The organism is Tepidibacillus sp. LV47, assembly GCF_048381575.1.
GTDB lineage: Bacteria > Bacillota > Bacilli > Tepidibacillales > Tepidibacillaceae > Tepidibacillus.
On record NZ_JBLWIF010000014.1, the window covers coordinates 1 to 15,367 of the forward strand.

Consider the following 15,367-nt stretch of genomic DNA (forward strand, 5'->3'; position numbering starts at 1 on the left):
AAAACGCCAGTGATTTTGTCACTTGTTTTGTAAAATTTATTAACTCTTAAACTTCGATAAGGATTTTACTTAACTGGATATGGAAACCTAAGTTTTTTTGTGCTATCCTTGGCTTAGTTGAATATTGAATGACTCCAGTTCCCATAGTGACATTATCACTGAAGCGTTACAATGACAGTATCATAGACGTACAACACATCTTTTAATTGTTTCTTGCCATCTACAATTTCTTGCGCTAATATTCAACAAATCCAATGATTATTTTACTTCACCAATTTGTTGTACTAATTATGGAATGATCAAGAATTTTATAATTAAAAAAGCCAATAATCCTGGAAAGCCAAATATTCCAATCACCATTGCTGTAATCGGGTTTAGAGGAATATGGAATTGAATAAATTGACCGCCAAGATTGATGAAAAAGATTAAAATTCCCCCAACTACCATATGTAAAATACCATACCATACCCATTTGGTTACTTTTATAAAGGTTTGTCCAAAAAAAACAACCACAAGAATACCTATAAGTAATAACAATCCCCATAAAGCCATATTGTTCTCCAATATAAATCCCCCCTAATCTTAAAATCTATTCACAGATATTCTTTTTATACCAAAAAACGTTGGCTGTATACCAACGCTTTTAAAATGGAGTTAGTCATTATTACCTTTTTTGACATGATAATCCTTATATTGATTTTTATATTGATTTAAAAGATACATATATTTTTTTTCAGCAGCTTTTATATAGTAAACGATATATTCTACCATATCGGGGTGATCAGCATATTGGAAATGTTGAAGGGAATTATTCCATTCCATTTTTGCAAGGTCAATCTCATCTAATAATCTTTGGAATTCATTTACAGCTTCTTTCTTTTTTTCTTTTTTCCAAAGCCCTTTTAATTGCCAAAATAACATCAAATCCACCCTCTCCCTATTCGATCCTTACTAATATATATAGATAAGAAAGTGGACAAATATGCTATGATATAAAAAATAGACAGGCATCCCTGTCTTATAATTCCCTTCGCCCCTCTAAAGCTTTGGTTAATGTAACTTCATCGGCATATTCCAAATCGCCGCCAACTGGTAGTCCATGGGCAATACGAGTCACTTTTATTCCAAATGGCTTTACTAAGCGTGAAATATAGATCGCTGTTGCCTCTCCTTCAATATTTGGATTCGTTGCTAAGATTAACTCTTTGACATTTTCATCTTCAAGTCGGACTAATAATTCTTTAATTTTTAATTCTTCCGGGCCAATCCCTTCAACTGGTGAGATGGCACCATTTAGTACATGGTATAATCCGTTATATTCCCTTGTTCGTTCCATCGCAATCACATCTTTTGGTTCTTGTACAACACAAATGACAGAGCGATCCCTAGTTTTTGATTGACAGATATGACAAGGGTCAACATCGGTTATATTCTGACATATGGAACAATAATGCAAATCTTTCTTCACATGAACCAAAGCCTTGGCGATTTCCAATACCGATTGTTCATCCATTTGGACCACATGAAAAGCTAAACGTTGAGCCGTTTTTGGTCCTATACCTGGCAATTTGGTAAATCCATCAATTAACTTTGCAATTGGTTCTGGATAGTAGTACTGCATAGTAACTCCTTTTCTAGAATAGTCCTGGTATATTCAATCCACCTGTAAACTTGCTCATATCCTTGGCCACTAATTCATCTACTTGTTTTAAAGCATCATTAACAGCGGCTAAAATCAAATCCTGTAACATTTCAATATCGTCTGGATCAATAACCTCTGGCTTGATGGAAATACTTAAGATTTCCTTATGTCCATTGGCAACTACAGTAACCACTCCACCACCAACAGATGCTTCCACTGTTTTATTTTTCAGCTCTTCTTGTGCTTTTTCCATTTGTTGTTGGATTTTTTTTACTTGCCTCATCATTTGATTCATATTTTTCATCTCAAAATCCTCCTTACTTTCATTTTAATCTTTAATTTCAACTAAATCTTCACCAAATAATTCAATCGCTTTTAAAAGCATATCATCTTCATCCTCAGGTTCTAATGTAAAATCTCGGTGATGTTTTACATCTTTTGGTTCATTTTCTTCGATAAATTTTTGCCAATCTTTTTGTAATACGTTTAGAATTTTGTATGTGACTCCCGTTTTTTCCGTAATAACAGCTTCGATTAATTGACGATGGGATGTTTTATCTGTGGTATCTCTATGCATGATATTTTTAAAGGCAATCACAACAGTATCATCGGTTGCAGCCACGACATCTCCGTCAATTAACCAAGCATGAACGGTGATCTTTTTCCTTTTTATTTCCTGTAAGATCTCGGGCCAAGCTTGTTTTAACTGCTTTAGATTTTCTTCTCTGAAATCCTTGCTTAAAGCAGAAATTTGTTTTAATGAAGAGTTATTTTTCACTGTATGTTTTACTGTATTCTTCTCCTCTAATTTTGTTATCGTAATCGTGGTTTCGCCAGATATAAGTTTTTGTAGATTATTTTCTAATTCTTCAACTTTTTTCTTTAGCTGTTCGATTTCCTCAGCTTCTATTTGCACTTGATTTCCTTTTTGTTTGTTCACCTTTGAGGCCTTTACCATCGCTAATTCTAATAAAATGCGGGGGTGACTCGTCCATTTCATCTCATTTAAATATTTATTAAAGATTTCGATCATTTCGTAGATTTGTTCTTCATTATAAAGATTCGCAATGGTAGGGAACTGCTGATCCAGATTTACTTTATCCTGTATTTCCTCAATATTTGGAGCAGAACGATACAATAAAAGATCACGATAATAGAATAATAAATCCTCGAGGATTTTTTCTGGATCCTTCCCTTCCTCAATTAACTGTGTTACCTCTTCGATCACTTTCCCTGTATTCTCATGATAAAGGTCTTTTGCAATCTCTGAAAAAACTTGGTAAGGAACACGTCCTGTTAAGCGAAAAACATCAAGAGCGGTAATATGGTTTCCGCTAAAAGAAAGAACTTGATCAAGCAAACTGAGTGAATCTCTCATTCCTCCTTCGGAATGCTTAGCGATTAAAGAAAGGGCTTCCTCTTCATATGAAAACCCTTCAGCTTGAATAATATGAGCTAAACGTTCAACCATATCATCGCTGGTAATTCGCCGAAAGTCAAAACGTTGACATCTTGAGATAATCGTTAATGGAAGTTTATGGGGTTCTGTTGTTGCCAATATAAAAATGACGTGTTCAGGTGGTTCTTCTAATGTTTTTAATAATGCGTTAAACGCTTCAGTGGTTAACATATGAACTTCATCAATAATGTAAACCTTATATTTTGTTTGACTTGGAGCAAATTTCACTTTCTCTCTTAGATCCCTGATTTCCTCAACACCACGATTGGACGCGGCATCAATCTCAACAACATCCAAAATCGTTCCTTCAGTAATTCCAATGCACACCTTACACTCATTACACGGTTCTTCGGCTGGTCCACGTTCACAATTGACCGCTTTGGCAAAAATCTTTGCGGTACTTGTTTTTCCCGTTCCCCGGGGACCACTAAAAAGATAGGCATGAGCAAATCGTTTTTCCCTTAAAGAATTTTGTAACGTTTTGATAATATGTTTTTGACCTATAACATCTTCAAACCTTTGGGGACGCCAAGCACGATATAAGGCTAAATAGGCCATGGTTTACACCTCAAGTATGGATTTTATCTTATCTATTATACAAGTTATCTTCTCTTATTTCAAAAACAAAAAAGCTCAAGAAAATAAAGGGGGTGTAATTTTGATTTAATTGTAGGGAAGAAGTACTTGAAATGTTGTGCCAAATCCTTTTGTAGAAACGCGAATACTTCCACCTAGATCATGAATGATTTTTTGACAGATCGATAATCCCAAACCCGTTCCTTTTTCCTTTGTTGTAAAGAAAGGGTCAAAAATTTTATCAACCAGATAATGAGGGATACCAGGGCCATTATCGTGAATCATGACCAAAACTCTTTTATTTTCCTCGTCCAATTTGGTCGTTACCGTTACAACTCCACCATCTGCAATCGCTTCAATTCCGTTTTTTGCAATATTTAAGAAAACTTGTTTCAATAATTCTGAATCTGCAACGATCATCGGTAATCCTGGTTTAAGAAGATACTTTACTTCTACTCCATATAACACTCCTTGGTTTTTAATAATCGGGAGGATCTCTAGTAATACTTTATTCACATCAACGAGTTTATAAGTCGCATGTTTTGGTTTACCTAATAATAAAATTTCATTCACCAGTTTATTAATTCGATCAATTTCAGCTAACATAATATCTGTATAGTGTAATTCATGTGTTAAATGGTTTTTCGTTAGGGCATCTTTTAAAATCTGCAAAAAACCACGTATTGATGTTAACGGATTCCTTATCTCATGAGCGGTGCCAGCGGCAATCTGGCCAATCGTTGCTAAACGATCATTTTGCAAAACTTGTTGTTCCAAGGATCTAAGATTGGTCACATCTTTAAAAACGACGTATGCACCTACAATCGTTCCAAATTCATCTTTCATCGTATTGGAATCCACAAGTAAATCAAATCGTTGCTTGTTAATGGAAAATGACATGGCATGATTCCGTAGACTGATCCCATCTAAAAGGGTTCTTTTACATACCAATTGCTCATCAGGAATATCGGGAAAAACTTTTTCTATTGGTTTATTTAATACCTCTTCTTTCGTGAGGTTAAATATTTTACAAGCAAGGGGACTAATTTCAACTAACTTTGCGTCTTTATCCACCACAATAATGCCAATACTGGTTTCTGCAACAAAATTCTCTGCAAATCGAGATAATAAACTGAGATGCTTTTCTTCTTTATGTATATCGAGAAAACCTAAAACAAATAATTGAGGCGATGCATCCTCGATTTTCCAAACAATGACTTTACTATTCCCCTTCTTACCATTTAAACCTTTCCATACAAGTCGCAAGTTCTGCTCAAAAGTATAGCATTGAATTTGTTTTTTTAATTCTTGCCAATCCCCATTAAAATCGATGACTTTAGCAAAAGACTGCGAAACGACTTCCTCTTTAGTAAAATTACTTGCTCGTAAAAATAATTGATTTATCGTTCTGACCTTTCCCTCTTCATCAATGACAAGATAACCAATCGGTGCTTGATAGATATACTTAAAGAATTGATCAAGTTCAAATTCTAAACGAATCTTTTCTTTCATAGAAGTCCCCCCCCTCTTTCTTCCATTTATTTCGATTTTTTTTAGCAAAATCCTTTTTTATGTCTTGACAAAAGATAACAATCATTGACGAAAATACATATAAAAAAACACCTTTAATCAATAAAGGTGTTATGAAAAAGAAAGATGCCGTGCACCGATCATTGATGAACCCACCCAAGCGAACTAGTGTAGTTAGCTCAGATCAGGTATCCCTACAACACACGAACGATTCTACTTACCGCTGCTTCCTTCCGGACCTGACGGGGTTCATAGATGTTCGTTGCGTAGGACCCAATCATCAACACTACTTGCACTAATCAGACCTTACATGGAATTCACCGCTGATCGGAATTCGATCCTGCTATAGCGGATTGCAGGTTACAGGGCACCGCTACCTCCCCATCTAGCACGGCAAACTGATTATGCTTTTTTCATATACCATAAAAGGTACAATACTGATTATATCAGTGAGTATACTGAGATTTCAAGTGGGAACAAGTGGCACATAAAATAAAAAGCCCCAAAAATCGGGGATTGATATATGTAAAGCATTTATATGGCGGAGAGGGTGGGATTTGAACCCACGGTACGGCTAATCACCGTACAGCGGTTTTCGAGACCGCCACCTTAAGCCACTCGGACACCTCTCCTTGTGACGAAAAATATTGTAGCATCTTCATCACAAAAATTCAATAGAAAGGCTTTTCTTATTTATTACCACTTACCGAAAAATTGGGCAATTAAAATACTTATTCCTAAAATCCATACATAGATGGAAAAGACTTTAAGCGACCCTCTTTGGATAATCTTTAACATCCATTTTATAGCGATATATCCTGAAATCGCTGAAGCAAATGTCGCAACGATTAATGGGATCGTTCCAATTGCATGTAAAGAAGCTAATTCCTCTCCTTTAAGTAATTTTAATGATTGTAAAACAACTGCTCCTAAAATTGCTGGAATCGACATTAAAAAAGAAAAGCGAGCAGCTGAACTTTTATCAATTCCTCGAAATAATGCACCAGCTATCGTTAATCCTGATCTTGAGATTGCTGGCAAAATCGCTGCACCTTGAAGTATACCAACAATAAAGGCATCTTTATACTGAATTTGATCAATTTCTTTATGACCTTTTCCTTTCATTGTTTCAGCTAACCATAAAATCATACCAGTAAGTAAAAATTCCCAACCAACAGTAACTCCTGTTTTGGAAATTCCTTCAAAATAATCTTCAAAGGTTAATCCGATTAAAGCTGTTGGGATGGTACCAACAATTATCAATAATGCTAATTTACTAAAAGGTTTCTTTAATAATTGCAAAATATCATCCCAAAAAATGATAAAAACTGCGATTAAAGTTCCTAAATGTAACATCGTATCCAAAAACAACCCTGCTTCAGACAGGCCAAATAACTTACGGAAAATTAATAAGTGTCCTGTAGAACTAATCGGTAAAAACTCTGTTAATCCTTGAATGATACCTAGAATTATTCCTTTTATAAGTTCATCCATTTATTTTTCCTCCATCTCCCCATTTTACGCTATCCAACAATTATTTTAACTATTTCTCCTTTGATTGCCTTAAGTTTCTAAAAAATTTTTTTAAAAGTAAAGATGCTTCTTCTTCCAAAACCCCAGATGTTACTGTCGCTTGATGATTAAATCGGGGATCCTCTAATAAGTTGCAAAGAGTTCCTGCACATCCTGCTTTTGGATCTTTTGCTCCATAAACAACATGATCAATTCGAGCTTGAATGATTGCACCTGCACACATTTGACATGGCTCTAAGGTAACATATAATGTACATCTATGTAAACGCCAACCCCCTAATACTTGACTTGCTTGTTGAATTGCGATCATTTCCGCATGAGCAGTGGGGTCTTTTTTCGTTTCCCGTAAATTATGACCGCGAGCAATAATTTTTCCATCTTTTACAATCACCGCACCAATGGGAACTTCACCAAGAGCTTCCGCTTTTTTTGCTTCTAATAAAGCTTCTTGCATATATTTTTCTATTTCTGTATTCATTATTTCGTCACTCCAAAAGGGTATCATTTCCTACAAACAAAAGCTGTCAATATTTACTATACCAAAAAGAAATTTTGATGCAAAATTGTCAATTTCTTTTGAACACTTTGTGAACGAATGAACATAAATATTGTATTTAATCTTGATTCCATATATTATGAGATTAGAAAAGATGATTCATCTTTCACATTTGTTCATTCGCTTTTCATCAAACCGCCTTACCTTCACATATTACTTACTCCATCCTTTGGGGAAAAGTGTTTCTAGACCCACTTTTTTCCCTCTTTTTTTTTCTTTAGCGGTAGTTTTTATGCCGATAGTTCAAGTTTAACTTCACTTTATTCCTTTAATGAAGTTAAACTTTCCTATGCAGCAAAAAAGGGAGCTTTCGCTCCCCAAAAACTTTCTGCTATGAAACATGTTGGCGGTAAAAAATGTTAGTTTTGCAAAAGCTCATATTATGTAAATATGCCTGAGAATAATTATGGCGTGCCCGAGAGGATTCGAACCTCCGACCTGCAGTTTAGGAAACTGTTGCTCTATCCTGCTGAGCTACGGGCACAGATAGGAGTAAATATGGAAAAAGAACCTTCTAAGGTTCTATGTAATGGCGGAGAGGGTGGGATTCGAACCCACGGTACGCTCACGCGTACGCTGGTTTTCAAGACCAGTGCCTTAAACCACTCGACCACCTCTCCAGATGGAGCTGTCAACGAGTAATATATTAACATAAAATAATTGATCGTTTCAAGGATTTTTTAATTTTTTTAAAGGTAAATAAAGGATAACTATAGGAAAAAACTATAGCTATCCTTTTTGTTGTTCCTTATTTTTTAGCAATTTTATCGATTCCCCCCATATAGGGTCTTAACACTTCTGGTATGATCACACTCCCATCTTCTTGCTGATAATTTTCTAAGATGGCTGCCACCGTACGGCCAATGGCTAATCCTGAACCATTTAATGTATGAACGAATTCCGGTTTTGCTTTTTTATCTCGACGGAAACGAATATTAGCCCTTCTTGCTTGGAAATCTTCAAAGTTACTTACTGAAGAGATTTCTCGATACGTTTGATAACTTGGTAACCAAACTTCTAAATCGTAAGTTTTTGCTGCAGAAAAACCTAAATCTCCTGTACAAAGGGTAACCACCCGATAAGGAAGTTTTAAAAGCTGTAATACTTCTTCTGCATCTTTTGCAAGTTTCTCTAATTCTTGATACGACTCTTCAGGGCGAACAAACTTAACGAGCTCTACCTTATTAAATTGATGTTGACGGATTAATCCTCTTGTATCTCTTCCAGCTGCACCAGCTTCAGAACGGAAACAAGCACTATATGCTGTATAATATTTAGGAAGATCCTGATCATCAAAGATTTCATCGCGATGCATATTGGTAACAGGCACTTCAGCCGTTGGAATGAGGAAATAATCCGTATCGACTAATTTAAACGCATCTTCTTCAAATTTTGGTAATTGTCCTGTTCCTATCATACTTGCTCGATTCACGATATATGGCGGCAAAATTTCTTGGTATCCATGCTTATCTACATGTAAATCCAACATAAAGTTAATTAACGCTCTTTCTAGTCGTGCGCCTAACCCTTTATAAAAGACAAAGCGAGAACCAGATACTTTTGCCGCTGTTTCAAAATCTAAGATTCCCAAATGTTCTGCAATTTCATAATGAGGTTTTGGCTCAAAAGCAAACTTAGGTATCTCTCCCCAAAAACGAATAGGAACATTATCTTCTTCTGATAAACCAACAGGTACGCTTTCGTGGGGGATATTGGGTATGCGTAGTAACATATCTTGAATCGTTTGTTCTAACTCACGGATTTGGTCATCCAAATTCCTAATTTGCTCACCAACCTGTCTCATTTCTTGGATGAGAGAATCTGCATTTTCCCCAGCTTTTTTTAGCTTCGCAACTTCTTGGGAAACCGTATTTCTGCGATTTTTTAATCGTTCAACTTCCTGTAAGAGAGTGCGCCTTTTTGTATCGAGATCAGTAAAAGCATCAATTTCATTCATATGTGCATTTCGATTTTCTAATGCTTTTTTTACTCGATCTAAATCATTCCGTAATATTTTTATATCTAGCATAAAAACAACCTCCAAAAAGAATAAAATAAATTAAAAAGATAACAAAAAAACACCTATCCCAAAAAGGGACGGTGCCTCTAAACCGCGTTGCCACCCTAGTTGCCTTTTTTAAAAAAGGCCACTCATAGGAATAACGGCTGTAAACCGTGCTTTCTTACTGTGATTTCAGAAAGCCGCTCAGAGAGGGATTCCAACAGATTGATTGATCGATTCACACCAACCATCGACTCTCTTAACAATCAAATCTGTGTACTCGTTCTCCTCATTGCTTTTACGAGATATTTATGTAACTAATAATGTACTATATTCAGGAAAAATATGCAAGTAGGCAAAAGAAACCCTATCTTCTATATTCCTTAATCATATCTAGAAAATAATGATGGAGCCTTGGGTCAAGGGTTAATTCAGGATGAAAAGCAACGCCTAGTAAATGTCCCTGTCTAGCTGCTACGATTTTATCATCGAAAACCGAAAGCACTTCTACGTCATTTTTCACTTCCATAATATATGGTGCACGAATAAATACAGCTCGGAAATCTTCAGCAACGCCTTTAATCTCAAGATCTGTTTCAAAACTTTCTCTTTGACGACCAAAGGCATTTCTCTCAACTTTTACATCCATTAATCCTAAATGGATATCTTTTGTTCCATTGATTTCTTTTGCTAAGATAATCAGTCCAGCACAAGTGCCAAATATGGGCTTTTTCTTATTGGAAAACTCAATAAGAGCTGAATCAAATCCATACTTTTTTATTAACTTCCCAATGGTTGTACTCTCTCCACCAGGAATAATGATTCCTTCAATATCATCTAATTGTTCTACTTTTTTAATGGCTACAGCTTCTTCACCAAGCATTTCGATCATTCGCATGTGTTCAGCTACAGCACCTTGTAAAGCGAGTACACCAATTTTCATCAATTACACCTTCTTTTTACCAACCTCGTTGTGCCATTCGTTCATTCTCCAATAAAGAAGAAATTTCAATTCCTTTCATTGGACTTCCTAACCCTTTTGATAGTTCTGCGATCAATTCATAGTCTTGATAGTGTGTTGTTGCTTCGACAATTGCTCTTGCAAATTTTTCCGGGTTTTCTGACTTAAAGATCCCTGATCCTACAAATACTCCATCTGCGCCTAAATGCATCATTAATGCTGCGTCTGCAGGAGTAGCAATACCACCAGCAGCAAAATTAACAACAGGTAAGCGTCCATTTTCATGAACATAAAGTAATAATTCATAAGGTGCACCAAGATTCTTCGCTTCAGTCATCAATTCATCCTTTGACATGGATTGAACTTTACGAATTTGACTCATCATCGTACGCATATGGCGAACAGCTTCAACAACGTTTCCTGTCCCAGGTTCACCTTTTGTACGAATCATCGAGGCTCCTTCTCCAATACGTCGTAAAGCTTCCCCTAAGTCTCTTGCTCCATTAACAAAAGGAACGGTAAATTCTTTCTTATTTATATGATAAAGCTCATCAGCAGGAGTAAGCACTTCACTTTCATCGATATAATCTACTCCTATCGCTTCTAAAATACGTGCTTCGACAAAATGACCAATTCGAGCTTTAGCCATTACTGGGATCGAAACAGCATTCATGACTTCTTCAATGATTCGAGGATCTGCCATACGTGCAACTCCACCAGCCGCACGGATATCAGCTGGTACTCTTTCTAATGCCATCACTGCCACAGCACCAGCAGCTTCTGCAATCTTTGCTTGTTCGGCGTTAACAACATCCATGATCACGCCACCTTTTTGCATCTCAGCCATACCACGTTTTACACGTGAAGTCCCTACCTCTACCATTTTCTATGCCTCCTAAACTTGAATAAACTTACTATCATTATATTTTAACGAATTCGTCAAAATTTTACAATGGTTTTAAAATAATTCCTTAATCCCATCGACGATACCAGTAAAAATTCCACCGATGACAGAGAATATTTTTCTGAAGAATAAACGGATTGCACCCGCTTTTTCTACTTCTTCTTTAGCGATGAGATCCATATTTCCTTTCATTTTGATTTCATCGTTTAGATAATCATACTTTTCTTTTCCTTTATATTCATAGGTGACATAGCCAATTTTTTGTTCAGTTTTAATTGGAGCTTCTAGGTTTTTGTTGAAAACAGCAATAGGTTTGTATAACTCTTTCTCGCCCTTTTTTACCACAACAGAGAAAGTATTTTTTATGATTGCGGTTACTTCTTTTTCTTTTCCATTTTTAATCGGTGTTGTTTCATACCCTTTGATACTCTCATTTGCTTTGGCTAAATCGACAAGTTCATACATACCAAAACCATAATCGAGTAGTTTTTTCGTTTGGAAGAAACGTTCTTTTTCTGATGCTGTTCCCTGAACAACACTGATTAATCTCATTCCATTTTGAACTGCAGTTGCTGTGAAGTTATATCCAGCTGCAGAAGTATGCCCTGTTTTAAGACCATCTACACCTTGTACTAAATTACCGTAGATTAATCCTGGAACCATAAAGTTATAGTTCTTTAATTCACGGGGATTTTGTCCTTGCATAAAGGTATATTTAGCCGTTTTGTTAAACTCAAGACTGCTTGGATAGTCATGAATCAAATGCCATGCTAAAATCGCTGCATCTCTAGCTGACATAACAGATTCTCCTTCAATCGCAGGAGCGTATTTCCCTAAATCCTTTTTCGGATAACCTGTTGCAGTTGCAAAATGGGTATTGGTCATTCCCAATTCCTTCGCTTTTTCATTCATCATTTGGACGAAATTGGTTTCCGATCCAGCAATATATTCAGCTAGAGCTACTGTTGCGTCATTGGCAGAACCAACGGTCATCGCATAGGTTAATTCTTTGACTGTATGTTGTTCACCTACTGCAAGACCTACTTTCGAACCATCACCTTTACCTAAAAAATGAGCATATTCACTAGCTGTTACCACATCATCCCATTTAATTTTCCCTTTTGCGACAGCTTCTTCCACCAGGTACTCTGTCATCATTTTCGTCATACTTGCAGGTGGTAAGGGCTCGTCTGGATTTTGTGCATATAAAATTTTCCCGGAAATCGCATCAACCAAAATTGCTGATTTTGCTTTTATATCTAAGTTAGGTTGCACTGCATTTACCGGATGATTAAAACTAAAAAGAGGTAAAATAAGTGCGATAAGTGTAAATATTGTGATCGCTTTTTTAAATCGTCTCAAGAATCGACACCCCCATTTTTTTTAACCCTAGGTAATTGTATCACAGTTCCTAACGTAAAAAGACAGGGAAATGTTTCCCTATCTTTTTATTTGTTGCCAACCATAGATTAAGATTATAGTACAGAGTAATTGGGTGCTTCCTTAGTGATCTGAACATCATGGGGATGACTTTCTTTTAAACCAGCACTCGTTATTCTGATAAACTGTCCACGCTCAATGAGCTCTTGGATCGTTCTCGTTCCACAATATCCCATGCCAGCTCTCAAACCGCCAACTAATTGGTAGATCGTATCACTTAAAGGACCTTTATAAGCAACTCGCCCTTCGATTCCCTCTGGAACTAATTTAAGAGCATTTTCTTGAAAATAACGATCTTTACTTCCTGCTTTCATCGCACCTAACGAACCCATTCCGCGATAAACTTTATATCTTCTCCCTTGATAAGTTTCAAAATCTCCTGGGCTCTCATCTGTACCAGCTAACAAACTTCCTAACATGACAGCTGAAGCTCCAGCAGCAATCGCTTTTGTAATATCTCCAGAATACTTAATACCACCATCTGCAATAATGGGAACCCCGTATTGTCTTGCAACAGTTGCTGCTTCATAGATTGCAGTAATTTGGGGAACACCAACACCGGCGACAACACGGGTTGTACAAATGGATCCAGGCCCGATTCCTACTTTAACAACTGAAGCTCCTGCTTCAATCAAGTCTCTGGTTCCTTCGCCTGTAGCAACATTTCCCGCGATAATCACTAGATCAGGATATAATCTTCGCAATTCTCTTACTGTATCCAAAACTCCTTTTGAATGGCCATGGGCAGTATCAACAACCAGTGCATCGACACCTGCCTCAACGAGTGCCTTTGCTCGATCAAACGTGTCTCTAGAAACGCCGATTGCAGCACCAACGATTAAACGTCCATGTTCATCTTTTGCAGCATTTGGAAACTCTATTGCCTTTTCAATATCTTTAATCGTAATTAAGCCTTTTAATTTATTATGTTCATCGACTAAAGGTAATTTTTCGATTTTATATCGCTGAAGAATTTCTTTTGCTTGTTCTAATGTTGTTCCTACAGGTGCGGTAATCAGATGTTCTTTTGTCATGACATCTTCAATTCTTTGGGAATAATCTTTAATAAATCGTAAATCTCTATTTGTAATTATTCCAACCAATTCTTGGTTCTGATTCACAATGGGTACACCGGAAACACGATATTTTGCCATAAGTGCTTCTGCATCGGCAACAATATGATCAGGAGTAAGATAGAATGGGTTTGTAATTACTCCATTTTCCGATCTTTTTACCCGGTCTACTTCTTCCACTTGTTCTTGTATCGACATGTTCTTATGGATAATTCCTAATCCGCCTTGTCTTGCCATCGCAATGGCCATGTCTGCTTCTGTTACCGTATCCATTCCCGCACTAATAATGGGAATATTTAATCGTAAACGTCCTAATTGAGTAGAAACATCCACATCTCTCGGTAATACTTCTGACTTAGCAGGTATTAATAATACGTCATCAAAAGTTAAACCTTCACGTGCAAATTTTGTCTCCCACATTTCCGTTCTCCTTCCCTTGCCTTTTATTCCTTTCCTTGATCTTGCATCTTTAAAATTATATTAGTAGAAGTTTAACAAAGCCTAATTTTACTGTCAAGAATGACTATTTCGATGTTTTATATGGGAATTATAGGAATATAATTTATGAAATTTAGGTGATCAATTCATGAAAAAGATTCATTTTATTTATAGTGAAAATCCTTACCAAAAAATGTGGGATACCTTTGTTTACTTTGAAAGTGAACCAAAAACGAAACAGTATCTTCAAAAGATTTATGAAATAATGGATGAAAAGAACGGATACAAATTTGCGTTTCAAAATACCTCAAAATTTATCTACTTTGTCAAACAAGCACGTGAATATTTTCATTCTGCTGAAAATAGTAGTATTTTCGTAAAACCTCTTTTAATCTACTATGGTATGATGAATCTCATAAAAGCAGTTATACTTACCAAAGATCCTTCTTATCCTAGCAATACAAGTGTTTTACGCCACGGAATTACTACGAGAAAATTAAAGAAAAATAATTATCAATTTCATGAAGATGAAATCAAAATTCAAAAAGAGGGATTAATTCCCCTATTTTATACTTTAACAACTCAACGCCCCGTTGAAAAAATTGAAGGACAAAAATACAAAATTAAAGAATTACTTTCTCTTTTACCTGAAATTTTAGATAGCTATAAAACATCTTTTCATGAACAACGAATTTATCCTATATTCCTCGATAATAAACTGGATCAAGATTATTTAAAATTCTATCTTCCACAAGAGTTGTTATCTTATTACCACGGAAATAAAAATGAGCTTTTATCAGAATTAAACCTATACCATACACATAAAGGGGATTATTTTCGCTTTGATGAAAAAAATAGTTCCAGTTTTTTATCTATAGAATTGGTAAGTGAGCATAAAAAAAAAGATGTTCATATAAGTGAACATCCCATGTTCCTATTCGATTTTAAAGGAAGAACCTTTTTTAGACCAATTTTAGAGAGCCGTTTTCTTCTTTCCAATCTCATGATTTATTATATGATCATGTTTAACCTAGGAATGTTATGCCGCTATGAGACTGAACTTTGGGGGGAAATTATTTTTTCCTTTTCATCCGAGGACATGTATATCATAAATGAGTTTATCAATAGTTCACTGCGAACATTTCCTAATCTTATTTTAAACGAACTTTTTCAAGAAATTTATATTTTTCAATAATAGTAAAAAAGCTAACCAAAAACGGTTAGCTTCCCACTTGCCTGGCAACGTCCTACTC

At 35.9% G+C, this 15,367-nt stretch carries 14 protein-coding genes, 3 tRNA genes, 1 other RNA gene and 1 other annotated feature; of the genes, 1 reads left to right on the plus strand and 17 read right to left on the minus strand.

What is annotated here, in order from left to right; all coding sequences use genetic code 11:
- Nucleotides 1–288 precede the first annotated feature (288 nt).
- The 17 genes from ACMW72_RS11275 to guaB form a co-directional block, all read right to left on the minus strand.
- Nucleotides 289–564 carry a pro-sigmaK processing inhibitor BofA family protein gene (locus ACMW72_RS11275; protein ID WP_418368940.1) on the minus strand — a complete coding sequence of 92 codons (276 nt, stop codon included), beginning with the start codon at nucleotides 562–564 and terminating at the stop codon, nucleotides 289–291.
- Nucleotides 565–654: 90 nt separating this feature from the next.
- Nucleotides 655–921 (minus strand): DUF2508 family protein, encoded by a 267-nt coding sequence (locus ACMW72_RS11280; RefSeq protein ID WP_418368953.1) that lies wholly within the window; start codon nucleotides 919–921, stop codon nucleotides 655–657.
- A 97-nt stretch (nucleotides 922–1,018) separates the two neighbouring features.
- Entirely contained in the window at nucleotides 1,019–1,621 is a 603-nt protein-coding gene (gene recR, locus ACMW72_RS11285; RefSeq protein ID WP_418368941.1) for a recombination mediator RecR, read from the minus strand.
- Between the two features lie 13 nt (nucleotides 1,622–1,634).
- Nucleotides 1,635–1,946 (minus strand): YbaB/EbfC family nucleoid-associated protein, encoded by a 312-nt coding sequence (locus ACMW72_RS11290; RefSeq protein ID WP_418368942.1) that lies wholly within the window; start codon nucleotides 1,944–1,946, stop codon nucleotides 1,635–1,637.
- A 24-nt stretch (nucleotides 1,947–1,970) separates the two neighbouring features.
- Entirely contained in the window at nucleotides 1,971–3,659 is a 1,689-nt protein-coding gene (gene dnaX / locus ACMW72_RS11295; RefSeq protein ID WP_418368943.1) for a DNA polymerase III subunit gamma/tau, read from the minus strand.
- A 105-nt stretch (nucleotides 3,660–3,764) separates the two neighbouring features.
- Complete coding sequence (locus ACMW72_RS11300) at nucleotides 3,765–5,189, minus strand: ATP-binding protein (protein WP_418368944.1); 1,425 nt, start codon at nucleotides 5,187–5,189, stop codon at nucleotides 3,765–3,767.
- A 147-nt stretch (nucleotides 5,190–5,336) separates the two neighbouring features.
- An RNA gene (gene ffs / locus ACMW72_RS11305) (signal recognition particle sRNA large type) lies at nucleotides 5,337–5,601 on the minus strand.
- 145 nt (nucleotides 5,602–5,746) lie between these two features.
- Nucleotides 5,747–5,839 (minus strand) — tRNA-Ser (locus ACMW72_RS11310).
- 64 nt (nucleotides 5,840–5,903) lie between these two features.
- Nucleotides 5,904–6,701 carry an undecaprenyl-diphosphate phosphatase gene (locus ACMW72_RS11315; protein WP_418368945.1) on the minus strand — a complete coding sequence of 266 codons (798 nt, stop codon included), beginning with the start codon at nucleotides 6,699–6,701 and terminating at the stop codon, nucleotides 5,904–5,906.
- Nucleotides 6,702–6,750: 49 nt separating this feature from the next.
- Complete coding sequence (tadA, locus tag ACMW72_RS11320; RefSeq protein WP_418368946.1) at nucleotides 6,751–7,218, minus strand: tRNA adenosine(34) deaminase TadA; 468 nt, start codon at nucleotides 7,216–7,218, stop codon at nucleotides 6,751–6,753.
- Nucleotides 7,219–7,703: 485 nt separating this feature from the next.
- Nucleotides 7,704–7,780: transfer RNA gene (locus ACMW72_RS11325), tRNA-Arg, on the minus strand.
- 46 nt (nucleotides 7,781–7,826) lie between these two features.
- Nucleotides 7,827–7,916, minus strand: a tRNA-Ser gene (locus tag ACMW72_RS11330).
- 128 nt (nucleotides 7,917–8,044) lie between these two features.
- On the minus strand, nucleotides 8,045–9,325 hold the full coding sequence (gene serS, locus ACMW72_RS11335; RefSeq protein ID WP_418368947.1) for a serine--tRNA ligase: 1,281 nt from the start codon (nucleotides 9,323–9,325) through the stop codon (nucleotides 8,045–8,047).
- Nucleotides 9,326–9,386: 61 nt separating this feature from the next.
- Nucleotides 9,387–9,600 (minus strand) — a binding site (T-box leader).
- A 65-nt stretch (nucleotides 9,601–9,665) separates the two neighbouring features.
- The gene (pdxT, locus tag ACMW72_RS11340) at nucleotides 9,666–10,241 is read right to left on the minus strand and encodes a pyridoxal 5'-phosphate synthase glutaminase subunit PdxT (RefSeq protein ID WP_418368948.1); all 576 of its coding nucleotides are present in this window, start codon (nucleotides 10,239–10,241) and stop codon (nucleotides 9,666–9,668) included.
- A 16-nt stretch (nucleotides 10,242–10,257) separates the two neighbouring features.
- Complete coding sequence (pdxS, locus tag ACMW72_RS11345; RefSeq protein WP_418368949.1) at nucleotides 10,258–11,142, minus strand: pyridoxal 5'-phosphate synthase lyase subunit PdxS; 885 nt, start codon at nucleotides 11,140–11,142, stop codon at nucleotides 10,258–10,260.
- A gap of 75 nt (nucleotides 11,143–11,217) precedes the next feature.
- Nucleotides 11,218–12,525, minus strand: a complete 1,308-nt coding sequence (locus ACMW72_RS11350) for a D-alanyl-D-alanine carboxypeptidase family protein (RefSeq protein WP_418368950.1) — start codon at nucleotides 12,523–12,525, stop codon at nucleotides 11,218–11,220.
- A 113-nt stretch (nucleotides 12,526–12,638) separates the two neighbouring features.
- Nucleotides 12,639–14,096 carry an IMP dehydrogenase gene (gene guaB, locus ACMW72_RS11355; RefSeq protein WP_418368951.1) on the minus strand — a complete coding sequence of 486 codons (1,458 nt, stop codon included), beginning with the start codon at nucleotides 14,094–14,096 and terminating at the stop codon, nucleotides 12,639–12,641.
- Nucleotides 14,097–14,262: 166 nt separating this feature from the next.
- Between guaB and ACMW72_RS11360 the strand changes: the two genes are divergently transcribed.
- Complete coding sequence (locus ACMW72_RS11360; protein ID WP_418368952.1) at nucleotides 14,263–15,309, plus strand: YaaC family protein; 1,047 nt, start codon at nucleotides 14,263–14,265, stop codon at nucleotides 15,307–15,309.
- The last annotated feature ends 58 nt before the right edge of the window (nucleotides 15,310–15,367 follow it).